The sequence below is a fragment of the Pseudomonas sp. Marseille-P9899 genome (assembly GCF_903166565.1).
In the GTDB taxonomy this organism is placed as follows: domain Bacteria; phylum Pseudomonadota; class Gammaproteobacteria; order Pseudomonadales; family Pseudomonadaceae; genus Aquipseudomonas; species Aquipseudomonas huaxiensis.
Genome location: NZ_CAESCG010000001.1, coordinates 942,414 through 964,469, shown reverse-complemented (window position 1 = coordinate 964,469; position 22,056 = coordinate 942,414). Strand labels below are relative to the sequence as shown.

The 22,056-nt window shown below is 64.7% G+C and carries 18 protein-coding genes and 2 pseudogenes; 17 read left to right on the top strand and 3 right to left on the bottom strand.

Annotation, left to right across the window (positions count from 1 at the left end; all coding sequences use genetic code 11):
- Nucleotides 1-5 precede the first annotated feature (5 nt).
- Complete coding sequence (locus HWV67_RS04330) at nt 6-2,012, top strand: TonB-dependent receptor (protein ID WP_175650083.1); 2,007 nt, start codon at nt 6-8, stop codon at nt 2,010-2,012.
- 1 nt (nt 2,013) lies between these two features.
- On the top strand, nt 2,014-3,210 hold the full coding sequence (locus HWV67_RS04325; protein WP_175650082.1) for an MFS transporter: 1,197 nt from the start codon (nt 2,014-2,016) through the stop codon (nt 3,208-3,210).
- On the opposite strand, the gene HWV67_RS04320 is transcribed toward HWV67_RS04325, so the two are convergent.
- A complete protein-coding gene (locus tag HWV67_RS04320) occupies nt 3,207-3,821 on the bottom strand; it encodes a LuxR C-terminal-related transcriptional regulator (protein ID WP_175650081.1) in 615 nt (204 codons plus the stop codon). The genes HWV67_RS04325 and HWV67_RS04320 overlap by 4 nt on opposite strands.
- A 167-nt stretch (nt 3,822-3,988) precedes the next feature.
- On the opposite strand from HWV67_RS04320, the gene HWV67_RS04315 reads away from it, so the two are divergent.
- The 11 genes and pseudogenes from HWV67_RS04315 (at nt 3,989) to HWV67_RS04270 (ending at nt 15,057) form a co-directional block, all read left to right on the top strand.
- Nucleotides 3,989-4,477: a dimethylamine monooxygenase subunit DmmA family protein gene (locus HWV67_RS04315; RefSeq protein ID WP_175650080.1), complete on the top strand. Its 489-nt coding sequence runs from the start codon at nt 3,989-3,991 to the stop codon at nt 4,475-4,477.
- Nucleotides 4,474-5,394, top strand: a complete 921-nt coding sequence (locus tag HWV67_RS04310; protein WP_175650079.1) for a PDR/VanB family oxidoreductase — start codon at nt 4,474-4,476, stop codon at nt 5,392-5,394. Before HWV67_RS04315 ends, HWV67_RS04310 begins: the two co-directional genes overlap by 4 nt.
- A gap of 18 nt (nt 5,395-5,412) precedes the next feature.
- Nucleotides 5,413-6,429, top strand: a complete 1,017-nt coding sequence (locus HWV67_RS04305) for a heme-dependent oxidative N-demethylase family protein (RefSeq protein WP_175650078.1) — start codon at nt 5,413-5,415, stop codon at nt 6,427-6,429.
- A gap of 29 nt (nt 6,430-6,458) precedes the next feature.
- Nucleotides 6,459-7,589: an aminomethyltransferase family protein gene (locus tag HWV67_RS04300; protein ID WP_175650077.1), complete on the top strand. Its 1,131-nt coding sequence runs from the start codon at nt 6,459-6,461 to the stop codon at nt 7,587-7,589.
- Nucleotides 7,590-7,624: 35 nt separating this feature from the next.
- A complete protein-coding gene (gene purU / locus HWV67_RS04295; RefSeq protein ID WP_175650076.1) occupies nt 7,625-8,479 on the top strand; it encodes a formyltetrahydrofolate deformylase in 855 nt (284 codons plus the stop codon).
- A gap of 51 nt (nt 8,480-8,530) precedes the next feature.
- On the top strand, nt 8,531-9,928 hold the full coding sequence (locus HWV67_RS04290; protein ID WP_175650075.1) for an NAD(P)-binding domain-containing protein: 1,398 nt from the start codon (nt 8,531-8,533) through the stop codon (nt 9,926-9,928).
- A gap of 30 nt (nt 9,929-9,958) precedes the next feature.
- Entirely contained in the window at nt 9,959-12,301 is a 2,343-nt protein-coding gene (locus HWV67_RS04285; RefSeq protein ID WP_175650074.1) for a DUF1989 domain-containing protein, read from the top strand.
- Between the two features lie 71 nt (nt 12,302-12,372).
- Nucleotides 12,373-13,101, top strand: a pseudogene (locus HWV67_RS31895) (PAS domain-containing protein); the annotation flags it as partial.
- A pseudogene (locus HWV67_RS32000) lies at nt 13,081-13,344 on the top strand (methyl-accepting chemotaxis protein); the annotation flags it as partial. The pseudogenes HWV67_RS31895 and HWV67_RS32000, both read left to right, overlap by 21 nt.
- A gap of 160 nt (nt 13,345-13,504) precedes the next feature.
- The gene (locus tag HWV67_RS04275) at nt 13,505-14,866 is read left to right on the top strand and encodes an ammonium transporter (RefSeq protein WP_175650072.1); all 1,362 of its coding nucleotides are present in this window, start codon (nt 13,505-13,507) and stop codon (nt 14,864-14,866) included.
- A gap of 11 nt (nt 14,867-14,877) precedes the next feature.
- Nucleotides 14,878-15,057 carry a hypothetical protein gene (locus tag HWV67_RS04270; RefSeq protein WP_095155140.1) on the top strand — a complete coding sequence of 60 codons (180 nt, stop codon included), beginning with the start codon at nt 14,878-14,880 and terminating at the stop codon, nt 15,055-15,057.
- A 99-nt stretch (nt 15,058-15,156) separates the two neighbouring features.
- On the opposite strand, the gene HWV67_RS04265 is transcribed toward HWV67_RS04270, so the two are convergent.
- Complete coding sequence (locus tag HWV67_RS04265) at nt 15,157-15,582, bottom strand: hypothetical protein (RefSeq protein ID WP_175650071.1); 426 nt, start codon at nt 15,580-15,582, stop codon at nt 15,157-15,159.
- 44 nt (nt 15,583-15,626) lie between these two features.
- The gene (locus tag HWV67_RS04260) at nt 15,627-16,001 is read right to left on the bottom strand and encodes a hypothetical protein (RefSeq protein WP_175650070.1); all 375 of its coding nucleotides are present in this window, start codon (nt 15,999-16,001) and stop codon (nt 15,627-15,629) included.
- Nucleotides 16,002-16,325: 324 nt separating this feature from the next.
- Between HWV67_RS04260 and HWV67_RS04255 the strand changes: the two genes are divergently transcribed.
- The 4 genes from HWV67_RS04255 (at nt 16,326) to HWV67_RS04240 (ending at nt 22,048) form a co-directional block, all read left to right on the top strand.
- Entirely contained in the window at nt 16,326-18,686 is a 2,361-nt protein-coding gene (locus HWV67_RS04255) for an McrB family protein (protein ID WP_175650069.1), read from the top strand.
- A gap of 2 nt (nt 18,687-18,688) precedes the next feature.
- Nucleotides 18,689-20,005, top strand: a complete 1,317-nt coding sequence (locus HWV67_RS04250; RefSeq protein WP_175650068.1) for an McrC family protein — start codon at nt 18,689-18,691, stop codon at nt 20,003-20,005.
- 81 nt (nt 20,006-20,086) lie between these two features.
- Nucleotides 20,087-20,989 carry a LysR substrate-binding domain-containing protein gene (locus HWV67_RS04245; RefSeq protein ID WP_175650067.1) on the top strand — a complete coding sequence of 301 codons (903 nt, stop codon included), beginning with the start codon at nt 20,087-20,089 and terminating at the stop codon, nt 20,987-20,989.
- A gap of 135 nt (nt 20,990-21,124) precedes the next feature.
- Nucleotides 21,125-22,048, top strand: a complete 924-nt coding sequence (locus tag HWV67_RS04240; RefSeq protein WP_175650066.1) for a hydroxymethylglutaryl-CoA lyase — start codon at nt 21,125-21,127, stop codon at nt 22,046-22,048.
- Nucleotides 22,049-22,056: the final 8 nt, after the last annotated feature.

Here is a 22,056-nt window from a genome sequence, read left to right as displayed (position 1 = left end):
TTTCCATGCAACGCTCCTTGCTCAGCCTCGCGGTGCTGTTCGCCATTGCCCCCTGCGCCTTCGCCGACGCGACCCTGACCCTGCCCGAACTGCAAGTGACCGCCAGCAAGCGCGTCCAGGCGCAGAACCAGACCGACCTGGCCCTGTCCGTCGCCACCCCGGCGGACCTGGAGCAGGCCAATGTCTACCGCAGCGGCGAGCTGGAGCGGGTGTTTCCCGAGTTGCTGGTGCGCAATACCGGCGCCGACCTGTTCCCCAGCCTGAGCCTGCGCGGTATTTCGTCTTCGGACCCGTACAACGCCCCGGTGGGCATCTATGTCGATGGCGTGCCGCAGTACCTCGGCACCTTCAATCAGGCACTGCTGGATATCGAACAGATCGAGCTGCTCAAAGGCCCGCAAGGCACCCTGTATGGTCGCAACGCCCATGCCGGCGCGCTGAACATCCCCCCCCGCCAGCCCGGCGAGACGCCGACCGCCACCCTGCAAAGCCGCTTCAGCAACCTGCATCAGGAGGTGATCGCCAGCGGTTCGGCGCCGCTGATCAGCGACACGCTGTACGTTCAAGGCACGGTCTACCACGACGACACCGACGGCGAACTGACCCGCAGCGAGCACCACGGCGACAGCGACAACGGCGGCGCTCGCGCGGGCCTGCTGTTCAAGCCCAATGAAGATTTCAGCCTGCGTCTGGCCTATGCCCGGGACAAACTGCGCTCCTATGACGAGCAGTACCTGGCCGACGCGACCTACGGCCAGCGCCGGGCCAGCGTGCCGTTGATGGAGTCGGTGTATGTGCGACGCGTGGAAAGCAGCAGCGCGACCCTGGACTGGAGCCTCAATGATCAGTGGCGCCTGACCGCCATCAGCGCCCTGCAGAACTACCGTCATGAGCGGCTGTTCGGCGACCTCGGCTTCCTCTGGCCGGAAACCCAGCGCACCCTGAGCCAGGAATTGCGGCTGGCCACCCAGGGCGCCAACCGTGACTGGGACCTGGTCACCGGCCTGTACTGGCAGAACAGCAAGAGCCATTCGCAGCGCGAGCCCGACGCCAGCGCGCCGCTGTCCGGCCTCTACGGCCGCGCGGACAGCCGCATCGAAAACACCGAGAAAGCCGTGTTCGGCGAATTCACCTGGCACCTGGCGCCCCGCTGGGACCTGACCCTCGGCGCCCGCCACAGCCAGGAAAAGGCCGAGACGCGCTACCTCCAGCAAAACGTGCTGTACACGCCGGGCTTCGAGTACCGCGGCGATGACACCTTCACCAGCACCACACCGAAGATCGCCCTGGGCTTCCAGGCCACTCCCGATACGCGCCTGTACGCCTCGGTGAGCAACGGCTTCAAGGCCGGCGGCTACAACCGCATCGGCGCCATCACCCCGGATGCCGTGGCCTACTCGCCGGAGAAATCGCTGAACATGGAAGTCGGCATCAAGGCCAGCCTGCTGGACAAGCGGGTGTGGCTCAACGGGGCGCTGTACCGCATCGATATCGAGGATGTGCAGCAATTCGTCGGCAACGCCGGCACCGGCACCCAGTCCCTGGCCAATATCGGCAAGGCCCGCAGCGAGGGCGCGGAACTGTCGCTGGACTGGCAGGCTACCGACGCCACCCATGTGCGGGTGGCCGGCACCGTCAACCGCAACCGCCTGCTGGATTCGGCGCGCCAAGGCAATCACCTGACCTTCACGCCGCAGCGCACCCTGCGCGTCTCGGCCGAGCACAGCCTGTTCTTCGACGGCCTGCTGGGTGAAATCCGCCCGGGCGTGGGCCTGAGCTACACCGGCAAGCACTACTTCGATGTCGACAATCAGGTCGCGCAAAGCGGCTACAGCCTGCTCGATGCGCGCCTCGCCTGGCTGCCGCAACCCGATCTGGAACTGGCGCTGTACGGCAACAACCTCGGCGACAAGCTCTACCGCACCTACGCCTATGAATCGGCGCCGGGCCAACAGTTTTCCCAACCGGGCCATGGCCGGGAGCTGGGGCTGAGCATGAAGGCGACATTCTGACATGCGGCGTTACCTGCCCTATTGGTGCTACTACCTGCACCAGGGAATGCTCGCCGCGCTGATGCTGCAAGGGGTGACGGGGTACTTTCGTCACCAGGGGCTGGACCTCGCCAGCCTGAGCCTGCTGTCGCTGACCTTCCTGCCGTGGATCGGTAAATGCTTCTGGGCGCCGTGGTGCGAGCGCCATTGCCTGGGGCTGCGGGGTAACCGCTACCTCGGCAGCCTGGTGCTGCTGCAACTGGGCATGGCGTTGATTCTGCTGGTGGTCAGCGCCTTGAACCCGGAACACGCGCTGTACCCGATCCTGATGGCGTTGATGTTGCTGGCAGTGCTGTCGGCCAGCCACGACGTGTACGCCGATGCCATCACCATCACCACCTGCGACAGCCACGAACGGCCTTTCGCCAACGCCGCCCAGGTGGGCGGCAGCTACCTCGGCGTGGTGTTCGGCAGCCTGGCCTTTCTGTACCTCGCCGAACACTGGGGCTGGCGCGTCGGGTTCATGGGCATGGCGCTGTTGTCGTTGAGCCTGCTGCTGCCGCTGCGCGGCTTGCCGGCCAGCCAAGCGCGACCGGCACACGCGCCACCGCCACGCCTGGACGGCGACAGCCTGCGGACGCTGTGGCCGGCACTGTGCCTGGTGGCGATCTATTACCTGGCGATGCGCGGGCTGATGGCGGTGCAAACCGTGATGTTGCTGGACAAGGGCCTGGACTTCAGCCAACTGGGGCTGGTCACCACGCTCTACGGCACCGTCGCCAGCGGCCTCGGCATCCTGCTCGGAAGCTGGATGGCCCGGCGCTTCGGCACCTGGCGCTGCCTGCTGCCGAGCATGCTGATCCATGCCGGCATCACCCTGGCGGCGGCGCTGGGTGTGCGGCTGTTCGACCTGCAACTGTGGCTGGTGGTGTTCGCCCTGGTGAATGTCGCTGCGGCGATCGGCTTCGTCACCTTGTACAACCTGTTGATGGGCCAGGTGCGGCCGCATCAACCGGCGTCGGATTACGCGCTGTTTCAATCGGCGGACGCAGCGGTGGCGATGCTCGCTTCACTGGCGGCGATGCAGGTGGCGCATCAGGTGGGTTATGGGCCGTTGCTGGCGGGGTTGGCGGTGATTGCCTGGGGCAGTTTATGGCCGGCGAGATGGTTGGTGAAAACCCTGCGAACCGCACCGATAAGGCCAGACGGGTCCCACTAGACCAACCGCTCGAAAATCGCCCCCTCCACCCCAAGCACCTCGCCGCTGCTGGAGTAAATCCCCACCCCCGTCTCCCAGACATCCTTGATCCGCCCCTCCGCGCAGCGGATGCGGTAGCTGAGCTGATACGGCTCGTGCTTGAGCAGCGCGCACTGCACGCAGTACCAGATGTAATCGGCGTACTCATCAAGAATCAGCGAGCCGAAACTGCGCTGCGGGTTGCTGGTGAGGTAGTCGGCGGGGTAGCCGGTCAGGGGCATGCAGCCGGCGCTGACGTACTCCATGTACCAACTGCGGTCGTTCTTGCCGCGATAGATCAGGCCCGGCAATTCATTCAGCAGGCCAAGGGCGAACGGAATCGGTGCAGCCGGCGCCGTGGTTGCACGCTCAGCGGGCACGCCACGGTGCACCCGTGTCGCCAGTGCCAGGCGTGATTCCATGCGGAATTTGCGCAACAGGTTACGCACGTAGATCTTCACGGTCCCGTCGCTGATTCCCAGCTCCCGGGCGATCTGCTTGTTACTCAGCCCCGCGCCGATCAGCGTCAGAGTCTGGCCCTCGCGCTCGGTAAGTGCGTCCCAGCCGGGCGTCGACAGCATGGCGTTGTCCATCCCTCTACTCCTGCAACCCTGGGGAATTGCCTGAGGGGCAGCAACTTCCATGCCCTTTCATGGCAACTACCCCTTTTGGCATACCTCCTCTAGCGGATTGAGCGAAATTTCTTCCGGGGAAATTATTTACCCCACGAAGAAACACGACTTTATCCGCCGAGGTGCCCATGAGCAGTGTCGCCACCGTCCATCCGTTCAGCGTCCCGTGCTATCCGGCCAGTGCGTCGCGCCCGGCCATCGATCTGCTGGTGACCCGCGCCAGGGACACCCAGATAGCAGACGAACGCCAATTGGTGCTGACCGACTTCGCCGACAGCGCCGCCCTGCACCACGCCCTGAGCAGCCGCCTGGCCCAGGCCCGCTGCGGCCTGCGTCTGGAACTGCGCGGTGACGAAGCGTTTATCTGGCCGCTGCACGCCGTGGCACGGCAAGCCGGCCTGCAAGACGACGAAATCGTCCTCAGCCATGTGCAAGGCAGCCGCCTGGTGTTCTGCGTGCACTGCGCCCGCTGCCAGCCCGCCAGCCCGGAAGACACCCTGGTCTGCAGTCACTGCGGCGTGCACCTGGAGGTGCGCCGCCACTTCTCGCAACGGCTGGGCGCCTACCTCGGCGTTTGCGCCGATGCCGAGCAACCGTTCGCCGAGGTGCACCCATGATCGACGTCCGTATCGCCGCCATCCGCGAACTCACCCCGGTGATCCGCGAGTACTGCCTGGAAGCCCTGACCGGCGAGTTGCCCGGTTTCTCCGCCGGCAGCCACGTGCAAGTGCGCCTGCCTAATGGCCGGCGCAACGCCTACTCGCTGCTCGGCGACCCGGCCGACCGGCGCCAGTACCGCATCGCCGTGCGTCATCAGGACGATTCCCGAGGCGGCTCGCGCTTTCTGCACCAGGAAATGAACGCCGGCGACAAGCTCGCCATCAGCGCCCCGGCCAACCTCTTTGCGCTCTACGGCAAAGCCCGCCAGCACCTGCTGGTGGCGGCCGGCATCGGCATCACGCCGTTCCTCGCCCATGGCCGCGAACTGCTGCGTCGCGGCGAAGACTTCGAGCTGCACTACGCCTACCGCGCCGGCAGCAGCGATGCCTACCTGACCGAACTGCGCACGCTGCTAGGCCCGCGCTTGCATGAATACCCCAGCGGCACCCGGCGCCTGGACCCCGCCGTCCTGCTACGCGATCGCCCGCTGGGCGCCCACGTCTACAGTTGCGGCCCGCAATCGCTGCTGCTGGCGATCCAGGAGCAGGCCGCCGCCTTCGGCTGGAGCCCGCGCCGGGTGCACAGCGAAGCCTTCGCCGCGGCGCAACCCGGCCAGCCGTTTCGCGTCGAGCTGCTGCGCAGCGGCCGGCACCTGCAGGTCAGCGCCGAGCAAAGCCTGCTCGAAGCCCTCGAAGCGGCAGGTGTGGAGGTACCCAACCTGTGTCGCGGCGGGGTCTGCGGCCAGTGCCAGACCCCGTACCTGAAAGGCGATGTGGAACACCGCGACCACGTCCTCGCCGCCGCCGAGCGCGCCAGCAGCCTGATGCCCTGCGTATCCCGCGGCTGCGGCAGCCCGATCCTGCTCGATATCTGACCCCGGAGACGCCACGCCATGACCCTGACTTTCACGCCGAACGAAACCTACCGGGACGACTTCAGTTTCCACAACAGCGCGGCGGCGATCGCGCGCTTCCCCTTCCCGTTCCCCGAAGACCAGTACATGTATTCGGTGAACATCGAGCCGGCGGTATCCCGCGATCCGGGCTCGGTGTTCGAACACACCTTCGATGTGGACGAGCACTACGTCTCGGAAATGGCCGAGCGCGCGCGGGTGCTGGAGCAGGACCCGGAGCGCTGCATGGTCATGCCGCACATGGTGCCGGCGGCCTGGGACATCCTTGAAGTGCTGATGGAGCACCTCGCCCGCGACTACCCGGAACACTTTCAACTGTCCCGCCAGGGCGACGCCTGGCACTGGCGCAACCTCGCGCTCGGCATCGACCAGCGCTTCACCTACGGCGACCCGGCCACCCTGCCCTGCGAGCCACTGGAATACATCACCCGGCAGATGCAGGGCGACTTCGCCCTGCTCGACCAGCGTGACAACGACCTGTTCATGGACGCCGGCATGGTCACCTGCCCGGCCGACTGGTCGCTGCGTTTCGACGCCGGCATGAGCTTCAAGCAATGGCATTCACCGGTGCCCATCGCCAACCAGATCGGCGTGTTCGACCGCGCCCTCAAGTACCTGCTGAACCTTCAGGTCGGCCAGCCGGTACGTCGGCTGAACTGGACCCTGACCATCAACCCGCGCCTGGACACCTCGCCCGAGACCTTCCACCAGTGGGGCAGCGACCGCGGCAAGGTCACCGCCGACAACGCCGGCGAACTGGTGCACTTGCGGGTGGAACTGCAACTGATGCTGCGCCTGCCGCGCTCCAACGCGCTGCTGTTCGGCATCCGCACGTACCTGATCAGCCTGGATGAGCTGGTCACCAACCCGGCCTGGGCGCAGCGCCTGCACCGGGTGATCCGCGACCTGCCCGAGGCCATCGCCGACTACAAGGGCATGACCCGTTACCGCCAGCCGCTGGTCCAGTGGCTGAGCCGCTTCGACCCGCAAGCCTGAACCCCGATTCACCACAAGAGGAATTACCCATGAGCAACTCATGGCGCATCAGCGCGCTCCGCGAACGCCACTTGGCCCTCGGCTCGAACCTGGAAGACTGGAACGGCATGGGCACCGCCTGGACCTACGCCAGCGACCTGGCCGACCACCACGAGGCCATCCGCACCCACGCCGGCTTGATGGACGTTTCGGGGCTGAAGAAGGTGCACTACGTCGGGCCCCACGCCGAAAGCCTGCTGCAGTACGCCACCACCCGCGACATCAGCAAGCTCTATCCGGGCAAATCGGTGTACGCCAGCCTGCTCGACGAAGACGGCACCTTCGCCGATGACTGCATCGTCTACCGCACCGGACCCAACGCCTTCATGGTGGTGCACGGCGCCGGCATCGGCCACGAAATGCTGATCCGCTCGGCCCAGGGCCGCCAGGTCGCGGTGCTGTTCGACGACGACCTCCACGACCTGTCGCTGCAAGGGCCCAAGGCGGTGGACTTCCTCGCCGAACACGTCCCCGGCATCCGCGACCTGCCGTACTTCCACCACCTGCAGACCAAGCTGTTCGATCGCCCGGTGATGATTTCCCGCACCGGCTACACCGGCGAGCGCGGCTACGAGATCTTCTGCAAGGCCGCCGACGCGCCGCTGATCTGGGACAGCATCCTGGAAAAAGGCCAGGGCCACGGCATCATCCCCTGCGCCTTCACCGCCCTCGACTGGCTGCGGGTCGAGAGCTACCTGCTGTTCTTCCCCTACGACAACTCGCAGATGTACCCCTTCGCCGACCAGAAAGCCGGCGACACCCTCTGGGAACTGGGCCTGGACTTCACCGTGTCACCCGGCAAACGCGACTTTCGCGGCGCCGGCGAGCATTACCGGCGCCAGGGCCAGGAGCGCTTCAAGATCTTCGGCGTACTGCTCGACGGCCACAGCGCCGCGCAGAACGGCGACACCCTGTGGCACGACGGCCGCCAGGTCGGCGTGATCACCTGCGCCATGTACTCGCGCCTGACCGAACGCTCCATGGCCATCGCCCGCGTCGAGCCGCACATCGCCAGCCAGGGCCTGCCCCTGGAAGTGCGCGGCAGCCTCAGTGCCAGGGCCATCGCCCACAGCCTGCCGTTCGACGACCCGGAAAAGAAAAAGCGCACCGCCAAAGGCTGAACGCTTCCGACCTTGCCTGCACGAGAACCACCGACATGACCCACTACATCCTCAAGATCAGCTGTCCGGCCACCTCCGGCATCGTCGCGGCGGTCACCACGTACCTCGCCGGCCGCGAGTGCTACATCAGCGAACTCGCGCAGTTCGACGACGAACTTGCCGGACGCTTTTTCATGCGCGCCGTGTTCCGCTTCAACGACGGCGTGAAGCCCGATCTGGACGCCTTGCGCCAGGGCTTCGTCGACGTCGCGGTGCCCTTCGCCATGGACTGGGACCTGTTCGAAGGCAACCGACCGATGCCGGTGCTGCTGATGGTCAGCAAATACGACCACTGCCTGGCCGACCTGCTCTATCGCCACCAGAAAGGCGAGATGGACATGCGCATCACCGCCATCGTCTCCAACCACCTCGACCTGCGGCCGATGGCCGAGCGCGAAGGTATCCGCTTCGTCTACCTGCCGGTGACCCGCGACACCAAGGCGCAACAGGAAGCCGCGCTGCTGCAACTGGTGGAAGAGACCGACACCGAACTGGTGGTGCTGGCGCGCTACATGCAGATTCTGTCCGATGACCTGTGCCGGCAACTGTCTGGCCGGGCCATCAATATCCACCATTCGTTCCTCCCCGGATTCAAGGGCGCCAAGCCCTATCACCAGGCCTACGCCCGCGGCGTCAAGCTGATCGGCGCCACCGCGCACTACGTCACCTCCGACCTCGACGAGGGCCCGATCATCGAACAGGAAGTTCAGCGCGTGGACCACGCCTGGCTGCCCGACGACCTGGTCAGCATCGGCCGCGACACCGAGACCGTGGCCTTGTCCCGCGCCGTGAAATACCACCTGCAACACCGGGTGTTTCTCAACGGCGAACGGACCGTGATTTTCCGCTGACAGGCGTTCTGCTCATCGCCGTCCCCCATGACCTGAGATGGAGTACCCCCCATGAAACTGCGTGTTGCCATCATCGGCGCCGGCCCCTGCGGCCTGGCCCAGTTGCGTGCCTTCCAGTCGGCCCATGCCAAGGGCGCCGAAATCCCCGAACTGGTCTGCTTCGAGAAGCAGGCCGACTGGGGCGGTATGTGGAACTACACCTGGCGCACCGGCCTGGACGAACACGGTGAACCGGTCCACGGCAGCATGTACCGCTACCTCTGGTCCAACGGCCCGAAGGAATGCCTGGAGTTTGCCGACTACAGCTTCGACGAGCATTTCGGCCGGCCCATGGGCTCCTACCCGCCGCGCGAGGTGCTCTGGGATTACATCCAGGGCCGCGTGGAAAAAGCCGGCGTCCGTCCGTGGATCCGCTTCAACACCGCCGTGCGCGACGTGCGTTTCGACGCCGACCGCCAGACCTTCAGCGTCACCGCCCACAACTACGAGAAAGACCTCACCTACAGCGAAACCTTCGATTACGTGGTGGTCGCCAGCGGGCATTTCTCCACGCCGAACGTGCCCTGTTTCCCCGGCTTCGAAAGCTTCGCCGGCCGTGTGCTGCACGCCCATGACTTCCGCGATGCCCTGGAATTTCGCGGCAAGGACGTGCTTATCGTCGGCGGCAGCTACTCGGCCGAAGACATCGGCTCGCAATGCTTCAAGTACGGCGCCCGCAGCATCACCAGTTGCTACCGCAGCGCACCGATGGGCTACCAGTGGCCGGAGAACTGGGAAGAAAAGCCGCTGCTCACCCATGTCAAAGGCAGCACCGCGTTCTTTGTCGATGGCAGCAGCAAGCACGTCGACGCGATCATTCTCTGCACCGGCTACAAGCACCACTTCCCGTTCCTGCCGGAAGCGCTACGCCTGAAGACCGACAACCGCCTGTGGCCGCTGAACCTCTACAAAGGCGTGTTCTGGGAGCAGAACCCGCGGCTGATCTACCTCGGCATGCAGGACCAGTGGTACAGCTTCAACATGTTCGACGCCCAGGCCTGGTACGCCCGCGACGTGATCCTCGGGCGCATCGCCCTGCCCGACGCGACGCTCATGCAGGCCGAAGACCTGAGCTGGCGCGACGAAGAAGAAAACCTGCAAACCGCCCAGCAGATGTTCGAGTTCCAGGGCGAGTACATCCGCCAGTTGATCGAGGCCACCGACTACCCGAGTTTCGACATCGCCGCAGTGAACGAAACCTTCCTGAAATGGAAGAAAGACAAGTACGAAAACATCATGGGCTACCGCGACAAATGCCACCGCTCACTGATCACCGGCACCCTCGCCACGTCCCACCACACGCCCTGGCTGGAAGCGCTGGACGATTCCCTGACGGCCTATCTCGCCGATGACCCGCGCACTGCATCGAAGACGCTGGAGCCGATCCCCGGCGCGATGACCACCTCGTAAGCGCGCAACCCGTCAGCCAAGGAGCCTTGCATGCAAACCCCCGTGATATCCCGACCGCTGGAGCCGGCGTTGTTCGCCCGCGCGGCGAGCCTGGAACGCCACCGCGTCGCCCCCGGCGGCCTGACGGTGATTGGCCTTGAGCCGGGCGACCGGCTGGAGGTGATCGACCTCGAAGGCGACCAGCGCGCCGAGCTGCTGGCCTTCGCCGGCAGCCGCCCGGCGCTGGGTGCCCTCGGCCTGCGGCCAAGCCCCGACACCGGTTTCATCAGCCACCTGCTGCACGACGGCAGCCGCGAAGCCGCGTACATGACCGAGGGCCTGGTGCGCCGCGGTATCGACTGCCGGCACCTGCCGGAGGCCGCGCGACTGTGGCCCGCCGGTACGCCGGCCAATCACAGCCGCCGTTTCCATGCCGCCGAGGCGCTGCTGGTGATGGTCGCCGCGCCCGGCGGGCCGACCGCCGTCGACAGCCAGACGCGGGCCAGCGAGCTGCGCCTGCTGATCCACCGGGCCAATCCGCGCAATGCCCTGGCGCCGCCGCTGCCCGCACCGTTGGGCGAGGTGGTGGACGAGTTCACCATTCGCCCAGGCTCGGCGCGGGACTATTCAGTCAGTGCCGGCCAGTACATCCAGGTACTGGACGTCGCCGGGCGGCAGTGCTCGGACTTCGTCGCCTTCGACCGTCGCGGCCTGGATGCCGGCCGCGAAATCGACCTCGACCCGACCGTGACCCGCACCCTCAACGGCAGCGCCTACCCGGGGCCCGGCCTGTACAGCCGCTTCTACGACCGCGACCTACAACCGATGCTGGAAGTGGTGCGCGACACCGTGGGCCGCCACGACACCTTCGCCCTGGCCTGCACCGCGCGCTACTACGAAGCGCAGGGTTACTTCGGCCACGACAACTGCAGCGACAACCTCAGCCGTGCCCTCGCCGCCCACGGCGTGACGGGCCGCGCCGGCTGGCCGGCGATCAATTTCTTCTTCAACACCGGGGTCGATGCCCACCAGCACCTGACCCTCGACGAACCCTGGTCGCGCCCCGGCGACTACGTGTTGCTGCGCGCCATGACCGACCTGGTCTGCGCCAGCAGTTCCTGCCCGGACGATATCGACCCGGCCAACGGCTGGCTGCCCACCGACATCCATATCCGTGTGTATTGCGAAAAGGAGCGTTTCAGTATCGCCATGGCCACCCGAAAATCGCCCGACGCCGACCCGGTTCTGACCCGCGAAAGCGGCTTCCATCCCGGCACCTCCGCCCTCACCCGCCAGTTCAGCGAATACCGCGGTTTCTGGACCCCGACCCAATACGACGGCTACGGCACCCTGGCCGAATACCACGGCTGCCGCGAACGCGTGGCGGTGATGGACCTCTCCGCCCTGCGCAAATTCGAGGTGCTCGGCCCCGACGCCGAAGCCCTGCTCGACCACTGCCTGACCCGCGACGTGCGCAAGCTGGCGGTGGGTCAGGTGGTCTACAGCGCGATGTGCTACGACCACGGCGGCATGCTCGACGACGGCACCTTGCTTCGCCTGGGCGCCGATGCCTTCCGCTGGATCGGCGGCGAGGACCATGCCGGCGACTGGCTGCGCGAGCAGGCGGCCAAGCTGGGCATGAAGGTGTGGATCAAGACCGCTTCGGAGCAGATCCACAACATCGCGGTGCAAGGCCCACTGGCCCGCGCCCTGCTCAAGGAGATGATCTGGACCCCGGGCACCCAGCCGAAACTCGAAGACCTCGGCTGGTTCCGCTTCCTCACCGGGCGCCTGGACGACTACAACGGCCCGCCGCTGATGGTCTCGCGCACCGGCTACACCGGCGAACTGGGCTACGAAATCTGGTGCCACCCCGGCGACGCCCTGCGCGTGTGGAACCGTGTCTGGGAGCTGGGCGACCCGCTGGGCCTGGTCCCCCTCGGCCTGGCGGCGCTGGACATGCTGCGCATCGAAGCCGGGCTGATCTTCGCCGGCTACGAGTTCTGCGACCAGACCGATCCGTTCGAGGCCGGCATCGGCTTCTGCGTGCCGCTGAAAAGCAAGCAGGCCGACTTTATCGGCCGCGAAGCGCTGCTGCGCCGGGCCGCCCATCCGCAGCAGAAACTGGTGGGCCTGGAACTGGACGGCAACGAACCGGCGAACCATGGCGATTGCGTGCGGGTCGGCCGGGCCCAGGTCGGGGTGATCACCAGCGCCACCCGCTCGCCGGTGCTGGGCAAGAACATCGCCCTGTGCCGCCTCGACGTCGCCCACTGCGAGCCGGGCTCCCGCGTCGAAGTGGGCAAGCTCGACGGTCAGCAGAAGCGCATCGGCGCAACCGTAGCCGCCGGCACCGTGGCCTATGACCCGGACAAAAGCCGCGTGCGGGCGTGAGGACGAAACTGGAGGAGAAATTGCTAGGTGTAAGCCGAGGGACTGTCCCCACCGTCAAGGAGTAGCGAGCGATGTGGTTCAGCAAAGCGTCCAGTGAACTGGCCAATGAAGTCATCCAGTGGCTCGAACACCTGTCCAGCAACGGCGGCGGCGAGCTCAATCCGCCGGTTCTGCAGCGTCAGCCGCGTTTGGCCGGCGCCCTGCAGCACCTGCAACGGGATTGGACGGAGCTCCAGCGGGTACGCCAGCAGGCCGAGCGCCAACCGCCGCCGCCCTGCACCGCCGAGGAGCACGCCGCCCTCGAACGTCGCGTGGCCCAGGCCGAGGCGCGGGCGGCGAGCCTCGTCGCCGAGCGGGACGATGCCGAACAACGCTGCCTGGCCCTGGAAGCCGAGCGGCAGCGCTGGGACGAAGAACGCCAGGTCTGGGACCTGACCAAGCGCACCCTCACCGAAGGTTGCTGGGCGATGAATGTGGTCAACGGCGACCCGGACCATCCGCAGAACGTGATCCGCTGGTCCGAGCAGTTCCGCAACCTGATCGGCTACAACCGTGAAACGTTCCCCGATGGCTGGGACAGCTACTTCGGCGTGGTCAATGCCGACGACCTGAAGAACGTGATGAAGGTATTCAACAGCGCCATGGTCGACAGCCAGGGCGACGGCCTGTACGCAGTGGAATACCGCATGCGCCACAAGACCCGTGGCGAAGTCTGGTTCCGCGAGCGTGGGCGTTGCCTGCGCGACGCCCAGGGGCGGCTGACCTGGGTGACCGGTGCGGTGCGGGAAATCAGCGACGAGAAAACCGCCGCCTCGCTACATGACCGCGAGCAGGCCAGCATCCAGGCCACCTACGGGCAGATCGCCCAGGTCGCCGGGGTGATTCGCGGAATTGCCGAGCAGACCAACCTGCTGGCATTGAACGCCGCCATCGAAGCGGCCCGGGCAGGCGAAGGCGGCCGCGGCTTTGCGGTGGTGGCCGACGAAGTGCGCAACCTGGCGCGCAGGACACAGGAGTCGGTGCAGCAGATCCAGACCATGTTGCAGAGTCAGTAGAAAGGCATCGCTGGTTCGCCAGCGATGAAGGCCCCACGTCACCCAAGATCATTTGTCTTCAACACAACAACAAAAGCCCCAAGGCAAGCAGTCCCCTTCCCTCTGCCCACCACAACTATTCCAGCGACAACGCATCGAGGATTGAGTGATGGAAGAACAGAAAACGCCGACCCTGGAGGAACTCAAGGGTCTGATCGAGATGACCAACACCCTCAATATGGAAATCTTCTATTGGTGGTGCATCGCCCTGATGATCCTGATCCACGCGGGGTTCCTCTCCTACGAAATCGGCGCCTCGCGCCTGAAGAACGCCCTGGCCGCCGGGGTGAAGAACATCCTCGCCTTCGGCTTCATCGTCCCCACCTTCTTCCTCTTCGGCTGGGCCATCTACAACGCCTTCCCCGACGGCATCGTGCCGCGCATGGACGCCCTCGCCGCAGCCATGCCCTGGAGCCAGAGCATGGGCCCGAACATCAAGGACAACGCCACCGGCATTTTCTGGGGCGCCTTCGCCCTGTTCGCCGCAACCACCGGCTCGATTCTTTCCGGGGCCATCATCGAGCGGGCGCGCATGAGCGCCTTCATCATCATGACCATCCTGCTCGGCTCGGTGCTGTGGCTGTTCGGCGCCGCGTGGGGCTGGCACCCGGAAGGCTGGCTGACCGTGAAGTGGGGCTACCATGACGTCGGCGCGGCGGGTGTGGTGCACATGATCGCCGGCTTCTTCGCCCTGGCAGTGGTGATCAACCTCGGCGCCCGCATCGGCCGCTTCAACCCCGACGGCAGCGCCAACGCCATCGTCGGCCACAGCATGCCGATGAGCGTGGTCGGCCTGATGCTGATCATCGTCGGCTTCTTCGGTTTCCTTGGCGGCTGCATCATCTACAGCTCGGGCGCGCAGTGGATCAACATCTACGGGGCGCCCACCACCCTCTCCGCCTTCGCCTTCAACACCCTGATGGGCTTCGCCGGCGGCCTGATCGGCGCCTACCTGACCAGCCGCGAACCGTACTGGATGATGTCCGGTGGCCTGGTCGGGATCATCTCCGTGGCCCCCGGCCTGGACCTCTACCACCCCGGCCTGGCTTACCTGATCGGCATGGGCGTGGCCGCCGTCGCGCCACTGGTGAACAACCTGCTGCTGAAATTCCGCCTCGACGACGCCGTTGGCGCCTTCGCCGTGCACGGCTTCGGTGGCTTCGCCGGGCTGGTCATCAGCGGCATCTTCCTTGCCGGCTACCCGAACATGAACGGCATGGCGCCGATCAGCTTCTTCGGCCAGCTGGGCGGCGCGGTGGTGATGGCAGCGCTCGGCTTCATCCCCGGCTATCTGGTTTCCTGGGGGCTGAAGAAGGCTGGCGTGCTGCGGGTTCCGGCGCATGCCGAAGAGCGTGGCCTGGACCTCACCGAAGTCCCGGCCCAGGCCTACCCGGAATGGAGCGGGATCTATGGTGAACCGGTCAGCAAACCCAAGGCGAACCTGATCGCCGAAAGCAAAGCCACAGTCTGAGGAGCAACGCCATGAGCATCAGTACCTACGAAGGCGCCAGCGCCGTATTCACCTTCGCCGACAAACCGGTCGTGCTCGGCTTCATCACCTTGGTGGTGGTGGCCGCAACCCTGTATGCCCTGGTGACGACGTTTGTGCATGAGAAGCACAGCTATGCGATGCCGGATGAGGAATTGCCGAAGCTGAAGTGACGGGGGATTTCACAGGCACCATGCCTTGCGGCCTGGTGCCTGTGGAGTTACGTTGGCGATACTTGGGACGGTCACGGTTAAAGACAGGCTCAGTTGGCTCTATGCTTTTGCTGAAAACCGAGATTGCCAGGAAGCAGAGGAAGATGTGTTTGCATCCATGACTACCCCGCCTACAGCCTTCGCTATCATTGCGGCGCGAAGCGAGCCCAAATCCCCAGAGTTATCACCAGGGAGATTCAGGTTTTTCAGCTGTGCGGCGTAGGCGTCGGTAACCGCTACCACGCCAGACTTGTAAATTGTCGCAACAAGCTGATCACCCTTCATGACAACGTTGGTTGCATTGTGGGGAGCGTTATCGGCATCAATACGACCTATGCCTCGTTCCAGTTCTTCGGCTTTACGCAGACCTTCAACTGCGGCCTTCAGGTCATGAGCGAAGTTGGCGTTCGGTTTGACCAGCGGAAGATTCAAGTCTGCAATGCTGCGCGACTTTGTCGTCAAAGGTATGCCTTTGGAAATTTCCATGAAATACACCTCCTTGTGTTAAATGCTTTCCAGTCTGAGAAAACTCACGCCAACGCCAGGTTCTGCAACGAGTTCTCGGTGTACGAAGCCTGGTCAGTGGGCAGCAACTGGGACAGATCGAACCCGGCACCAGTGCTGTCTGCCAGGTATTGGGTATTGATACTGTTCAGGTAGAAGCCCTGAATAATGACCCCATGCTGAATGAGTCCATTCTGATCCACGCCTTCCGAAGTGTACAGTAGAAGGTCATTGTTCACCGCTTGATAGTGGTGCCGAAACCGCGCGGCGATACCGACGTTGAGGTGCACCCAATCGATGGGGATGCCTGCACCTCGTGCTCGGATGACGGGTCGGTATTTGGGTGCCTCGGGAAGAGCATCCTTGCGCGTGGCTGTTGAGTTGCCCTGCAGCCAACGCAATCACCCTGCCAAGTCGCCAACGTGCTACCGATTTAATTTCAACCGGTTGAAAAAAGAACTCTTACTTTTGAAAGAGACTTCATTCAGGCGAACCATCAATTCCCCTAGGGAAATTCAGTTTCCTTATATGCAATTTTAAAGTGCATGCCGACTGCACTCTGCTCCGATTTTGGCGGTGGATTTCAGCGAACGTGCAAAAACGCCCAGCGCACAATCACTTTGATATCATGCCGCCCAAATCATGGACCCCGCCCGTCCACGCAACGAGCGCTAGCAACCGTACCCGAACCCTCTCGGGTCTCTGCAGTCAGGAATACGACCACCATGAACGCCTACTTCAACCGAGAGCAGTTCACCGCGCTGCAATCCTGTGCAAACCAGCGCCGAGAAGCTGGCAACCCTCTGCACGAAAACGCCTGGCCGCAGCTCAAGGCTGCCTACGAGGTGACCGCCTCCTGGGCCCAGGCGCTGCAGCGCCAACTGTTCCCCGAAGGCCATGTCAAGGTACGCAGGGCCCCGCTCAACCAGGCACAGTTTTTTCACGCCTACAACTGGGCGCGCATCTATCCGGCGGCGGACTCTCCCGTCGAGTTGGCCTACACGGTCGGTATCGACAGCGAGCTGGGCTTCATCGTCAAGATCGACACGGTCTTTCCCGACGCCGCGCTGCAACGACGCTTCGAGCAGCAAGTCGGGAACGACCACGCCAGCTCTCCCGTTGCCGCGATGCTGACAATGGAAGAAGGGCTGGCGAAAGACTTCGATGAACTGGTCGCCTGGTCCGTCGATGCCATCCAGCAGTTCAGGCTGGACTACCCGAGCCTGGTCAGAACCCTTGAACTGCGCCGCCCCCTGACGGATGACGAAGTGCTCGCACGCTTTGACAAGCGCCCGGAGTTTGCCGCGTTTCGACGCAAGTACTGGAGTAGCGCAGACGCCGCGCTGTTTTGCCGGTTGGCCCGAGCGGTGCACCTGGCCGGGCTCGACTGGTGGCACGCCAACAAGACCGGCGTGCTGCGCTTCGGGCGCAAGCAACCGGGAACCGGGCGTGCCATCGGCCTGCTGGGTGTGGTGCGTGGCCAGCAGGCGCTCCGGGTTTCATGGATCAAGCCGGTGGACGGCATGGACACCTTCCGCCGGGCCCGATTCGACGACCCGCGGATGGCCGAGCTGGAGGAAGCGCTGGAGAACCGCAACGAGAACGGCCTGAGCGCTTTGTGGCCGACCAACCGCGAAGGCTACTGGCCCGATCAGTTGCTGATCGACGACGCCTCGGGCGACCAACAGGATGAGGACGAAGAGATGGAGAAGGACGGCGAGGTGATGAAGCCGATCAACCGGATTTACTACGGTCCGCCGGGGACGGGCAAGACGTGGACGCTGCTGCAGTTGCTGAAAAGCGACTACGAGGACGGCGCCGAGGTCGTGGAAGCGCAGGAATGGCAGCAACAGGTGATCGCCGAACAGGTCGCCTCGCTGACCTGGTGGGAGGCCATCGCCTGGGCGCTTCACGACCTGGGCAATGAGGCGAGTATCACCGACATTCGCAAGCACAAGATCATCCAGGCGCTCGAGCAGGCTAAAAGTAACCAGAGCGTCTACCAGACCATCCGCAACATGCTGTTCTGCCATGCGGTGGGGAATCTGCCCCTGGCCCCGTCGCAACGGCGCCTTGCGCCTCTGGTTTTCGAGAAAGCGTCGGAGGGCACATGGACGCTGACGAGCGACTGGAAAGAGAGCTGTACCGAGCTGCTTTCCCTCATGGACAAAGCCCACCAGCCCCCGGCAGCCGGCGAAAAAGTCCGCCGCTACAGCATGGTGACCTTCCACCAGTCCTACGGTTACGAAGAGTTCGTCGAGGGGCTGCGCCCGGTCCTCGATGACACCGAGGCCGAGTCAATCCGCTACGAGATTCGCCCCGGCGTGTTCAAGGAACTGTGTCGCCGTGCTCGGGAAACCCCTGACAAGCGCTTCGCCATGGTGATCGACGAGATCAACCGCGGCAACATCAGCAAGATCTTCGGCGAGCTCATTACCCTGATCGAGGCCGACAAGCGCGAAGGCGCCGAACACGCAGTAAGCGTCGCACTGCCTCACTCGCCCTTGCCGTTCAGTATCCCTGCGAACGTCGACATCATCGGCAGCATGAATACCGCAGACCGCTCGCTGGCCCTGCTCGACACAGCGCTGCGCAGACGCTTCGAGTTCGTCGCGGTCATGCCCGATGCCCGCGACGAAGTCGGCGCGCCGTTGGCAGGGCTGCGGGTCAATGTGCACGGCCAGCAAATCGACGTACCGAAGCTGCTGAGCGTCATCAACCAACGCATCCGCGTGCTGTACGACGACGACCACTGCATCGGCCACGCCTATTTCGTGTCGCTGGCAAAGGTCCCCGACGGCCAGGAGCGCCTGACGGCCCTGGCGAACATCTTCCAACACCGCATCCTGCCGCTGCTCGAGGAGTACTTTTTCGAAGACCGCCACAAAGTGCAGTTGGTGCTGGGAGACCAGCGCAAGAAGACACCGGCGCACCGCTTCCTCGTCGAAAGCCCCGAGAGCGACTGGGCGCTGCTGTTTGGTACCGGACAAGAGCGGGACAGCTACGGTCAGGGCCAGTTCTATGAGTTGCAGTTGTCCGCGCTCCTCGAACCGCAGGCCTACATCACCACGTACCAACCACGCTGAAGATGGCCAGTCTCACCGTATTCGAGTTCCAGTTGCTGGTCGGCGACGCCCAGGGCGCGGTCGAGGCCGCCGATGTGCACGCCATCCCCGAGCCGGTCTTCGCATGGCTGGAGCAGGAAAGTCTGCGGGCCAGTGAAGACGGCACAACCAACTGGTCGCGCCTGGCGCAGTACCGCGGCCGCCGGGCCATCCGCCTGAGCGGATACGTCGGCGTATTGCGGGCCCCGTGCGGCTATCAGATCGAAGTGCTGCCCAAGATCGGCAAGGACGAAGGCAACGATCCGGGGTACCAACGCGACCTACTGCTGGGCATGCTGGGCTGCCTGCGGCAGTTCAGGCACCTGCGTGTGGATCGGGCCTCACTGGCCGCGCGACGCATGCCGCTGCTTGAAGTCTTCATTGGCGAGTTCCTGCTGTCGGTCAGGGACGTGGTCAAGCACGGGCTGCGCCGGGATTACCTGGCCAGGCAGGGCAACCTGCCGGTCTTGCGCGGCAAGTTGATGATTGCAGCCCATCTGCGGGACAACCTGGTCCGCGCCGATCGCTTCCATACCGAACATGACGAGTTCTGCGACCATCGCCCGGAAAACCGCATTCTCCATGCCGCGTTGCGCAGGGTACTGGCGCAGGCTCGCTCGCCAGAGCATCAGCGCCTGGCCAGGGAGCTGTTGTTCGTATTCACCGATATCCCGCTGCCCACCGACGTCACCTTGGCGTTTCGCCAGGTCCGCATCGACAGAGGCATGGGTTACTACGAACCGGCGCTGGACTGGGCACGCCTGATCCTGACCGGGCACTCGCCCTTGACCGGCAGCGGCGGCAATCTCGCCACCTCGATGCTGTTTCCAATGGAGGCGGTGTTCGAAGCCTTCGTTGGCAAGCATCTGCGACGGCAGGTCGGGCAACGGGCGGTCCTGCGCGAACAGGTGCAGGAGCAACACCTGGTGCAGCACCAGACGCAGCAGTGGTTTCGCCTCAAGCCTGACTTCCTGCTCCAGCAGGAAAAACGCTATCCGGTGGTACTCGACACCAAGTGGAAACTGCTCAACCAGTACCAGACCGAGGCAAAGCACAAGTACGGGCTGTCGCAGAGTGATTTCTACCAGATGCAGGCCTACTGCCTGGCCTACATGCCAGAAGGCGGTCATGTGATGCTCATCTCCCCCAAGACCCGCCTGTTCAACCAAGCGCTGCCGGTCTTCGAATTTCAGTTAGAGAAGCGCTTCAAGCTATGGGTCGTACCGTTTTGCCTGGAACACAAAACGCTGCTGCTACCCGCGGATTGCGACGAGGATCTGACGGCGCTCATCGGCCCCTGACCGACCACCGCAGCGGTTGCCGCCAATCCGGCCCGCTGCGTATCCTCCCCCGCACACCACTAACTCCAAGGCCCGCGCCCGATGTGGCACATCGACCCGATTTCCCTTCGCCTGTTCATCGCGGTCTGCGAGGAAGGCACCATCGCACGCGCCAGCGAGCGGGAGTTCATCGCGCCGTCGGCAGTGAGCAAGCGCATCGCCGATATAGAGGCCGACCTCGGCGTGCCGATGCTGCGCCGCAGCAAGCGCGGGGTCACGCCTACGCCCGCCGGCCAAGTGTTGCTGCGCCATGCCCGCCAGTTGATGCGCAGCATGGAGCGCCTGCAAGGGGAGATCAGCGAGTACGCCGAAGGCGCCCGTGGCCAGGTGAAGGTGCTGGCCAATATCTCGTCGATCATGGAGTTCCTGCCAGAATCGCTGTCGTCGTTCATGACTCTCCACGAGAACATCCGCGTGGACATCGAGGAACGCTTCAGCTTCGACGTGGTGCGGGGCATTCTCGAAGGCCAAGCGGATATCGGCATCTGCCGCAAGACCATGGCCCGGGGCGAGCTGGAGTTCATCCCTTACCGCCATGATCACCTTTCGCTGGTGGTCAACGCCCGCCACCCGCTGGCCAACCGCACCAGCGTGACCCTCGGCGAGACGCTGGATTACGAACACATCGGCCACTCGGCCTTCGCCACGCTCAACAGTTTCATGCAGAACACCGCCCAGGAGCTGGGCCGCGAACTGCGTATCCGCGCCCATGTGCCGTCGTTCGATGCCGCCTACCGCATGGTCCAGGCCGGTACCGCCCAGACCATCCTGCCGCGAGAGGCGGTGTCGCGGTATGCCGAGCTGTTCGGCCTGCGCATCATCCCGCTGACCGACCCCTGGGCCCGGGGCGAGTTCGTCATTTGCGTGCGCGACCAGGACGCTCTGTCACCGTCCGCGCGCCGCCTGCTGAATCATTTGCTGGCGGAAATCCCGTCGCAGGAGTGAGGCAATCCCCTATCCATCGTGGTTGGCGATGGATAGCCCCTCCAAAGACGTCTTTTCCCCGCTCTGCTCGCTGCCTACCTTAGGACCTGTCGGTGCTGATGCCCCGACCGTGACCCGTAGCCATACGAGAAGACCATGACAAGAATAATCATCAACGAGGTCGGCATGCGTGATGGCCTGCAGAGCCTGCAGAGCATCATGGCGACCGATGACAAAAAGCGCTGGATCGACCTGGCCTACGCCGCCGGCGTGCGCCACATGGAAGTCGCCTCCTTCGTACCCGCCCGCCTGCTGCCACAGATGGCCGACGCCGCCGAAGTGGTGGCCCATGCGCTGACCTTCCCTGACCTTGCTGTCACCGTGCTCGCCCCCAACCTGCGCGGTGCAGAAAACGCTCTGGCCTCAGGCGCCCAGCGCATCGTCGCGCCGATCTCGGTCAGCGCCGCCCACAGCCAGGCCAACGTGCGCCGCTCGCCAGAAGAGATGGTCGAGGAGTTCGCCCGCATGTGCGACCTGCGCAGCAGCAGCGGGCGCCATGACGTGGTGATGGTGGCCGGTATGTCCACCGCATTCGGCTGCACCCGCCAAGGGGAGGTCAGCCTCGATGACCTCTGTGCCCTCACCCGCAGGGTGCTGGAGGCTGGCTGCGACCAGGTGTCCCTTGGCGACACCACCGGCTACGCCACCCCCGGCCAGGTCGGCCGCACCCTCGACGCGGTGCGCGAGATCGCCGGCGGCAAGCTCCAGGCCGCGCACTTCCACGACACCCGCGGCCTGGCCCTGGCCAACAGCCTGGTAGCGGTGCAGCACGGCATCAGCGAACTGGATTCGTCCCTCGCCGGCCTCGGCGGCTGCCCCTTCGCCCCGGGCGCTTCCGGCAACACGGTGAGCGAAGACCTGGTGTTCATGTTGCAGAGCATGGGCTACATCACCGGCATCGACCTGGAGCGCCTGATCGCCTGCCGCGAGCTGCTCACCCACGCCCTGCCCGGCGAGCCGCTGTACGGCTACATCGCCCGTGCCGGCCTGCCCAAGCACTTCGCCGCGCCTGCGCACTGAGGAGATCC

Bases quoted from the DNA above. Each gene is read 5' to 3' on its own strand.
- HWV67_RS04330 (WP_175650083.1), top strand. From the start codon at position 6: ATGCAACGCTCCTTGCTCAGCCTCGCGGTGCTGTTCGCCATTGCCCCC.
- HWV67_RS04325 (WP_175650082.1), top strand. From the start codon at position 2,014: ATGCGGCGTTACCTGCCCTATTGGTGCTACTACCTGCACCAGGGAATG.
- HWV67_RS04320 (WP_175650081.1), bottom strand. From the start codon at position 3,821: ATGGACAACGCCATGCTGTCGACGCCCGGCTGGGACGCACTTACCGAG.
- HWV67_RS04315 (WP_175650080.1), top strand. From the start codon at position 3,989: ATGAGCAGTGTCGCCACCGTCCATCCGTTCAGCGTCCCGTGCTATCCG.
- HWV67_RS04310 (WP_175650079.1), top strand. From the start codon at position 4,474: ATGATCGACGTCCGTATCGCCGCCATCCGCGAACTCACCCCGGTGATC.
- HWV67_RS04305 (WP_175650078.1), top strand. From the start codon at position 5,413: ATGACCCTGACTTTCACGCCGAACGAAACCTACCGGGACGACTTCAGT.
- HWV67_RS04300 (WP_175650077.1), top strand. From the start codon at position 6,459: ATGAGCAACTCATGGCGCATCAGCGCGCTCCGCGAACGCCACTTGGCC.
- purU (WP_175650076.1), top strand. From the start codon at position 7,625: ATGACCCACTACATCCTCAAGATCAGCTGTCCGGCCACCTCCGGCATC.
- HWV67_RS04290 (WP_175650075.1), top strand. From the start codon at position 8,531: ATGAAACTGCGTGTTGCCATCATCGGCGCCGGCCCCTGCGGCCTGGCC.
- HWV67_RS04285 (WP_175650074.1), top strand. From the start codon at position 9,959: ATGCAAACCCCCGTGATATCCCGACCGCTGGAGCCGGCGTTGTTCGCC.
- HWV67_RS04275 (WP_175650072.1), top strand. From the start codon at position 13,505: ATGGAAGAACAGAAAACGCCGACCCTGGAGGAACTCAAGGGTCTGATC.
- HWV67_RS04270 (WP_095155140.1), top strand. From the start codon at position 14,878: ATGAGCATCAGTACCTACGAAGGCGCCAGCGCCGTATTCACCTTCGCC.
- HWV67_RS04265 (WP_175650071.1), bottom strand. From the start codon at position 15,582: ATGGAAATTTCCAAAGGCATACCTTTGACGACAAAGTCGCGCAGCATT.
- HWV67_RS04255 (WP_175650069.1), top strand. From the start codon at position 16,326: ATGAACGCCTACTTCAACCGAGAGCAGTTCACCGCGCTGCAATCCTGT.
- HWV67_RS04250 (WP_175650068.1), top strand. From the start codon at position 18,689: ATGGCCAGTCTCACCGTATTCGAGTTCCAGTTGCTGGTCGGCGACGCC.
- HWV67_RS04245 (WP_175650067.1), top strand. From the start codon at position 20,087: ATGTGGCACATCGACCCGATTTCCCTTCGCCTGTTCATCGCGGTCTGC.
- HWV67_RS04240 (WP_175650066.1), top strand. From the start codon at position 21,125: ATGACAAGAATAATCATCAACGAGGTCGGCATGCGTGATGGCCTGCAG.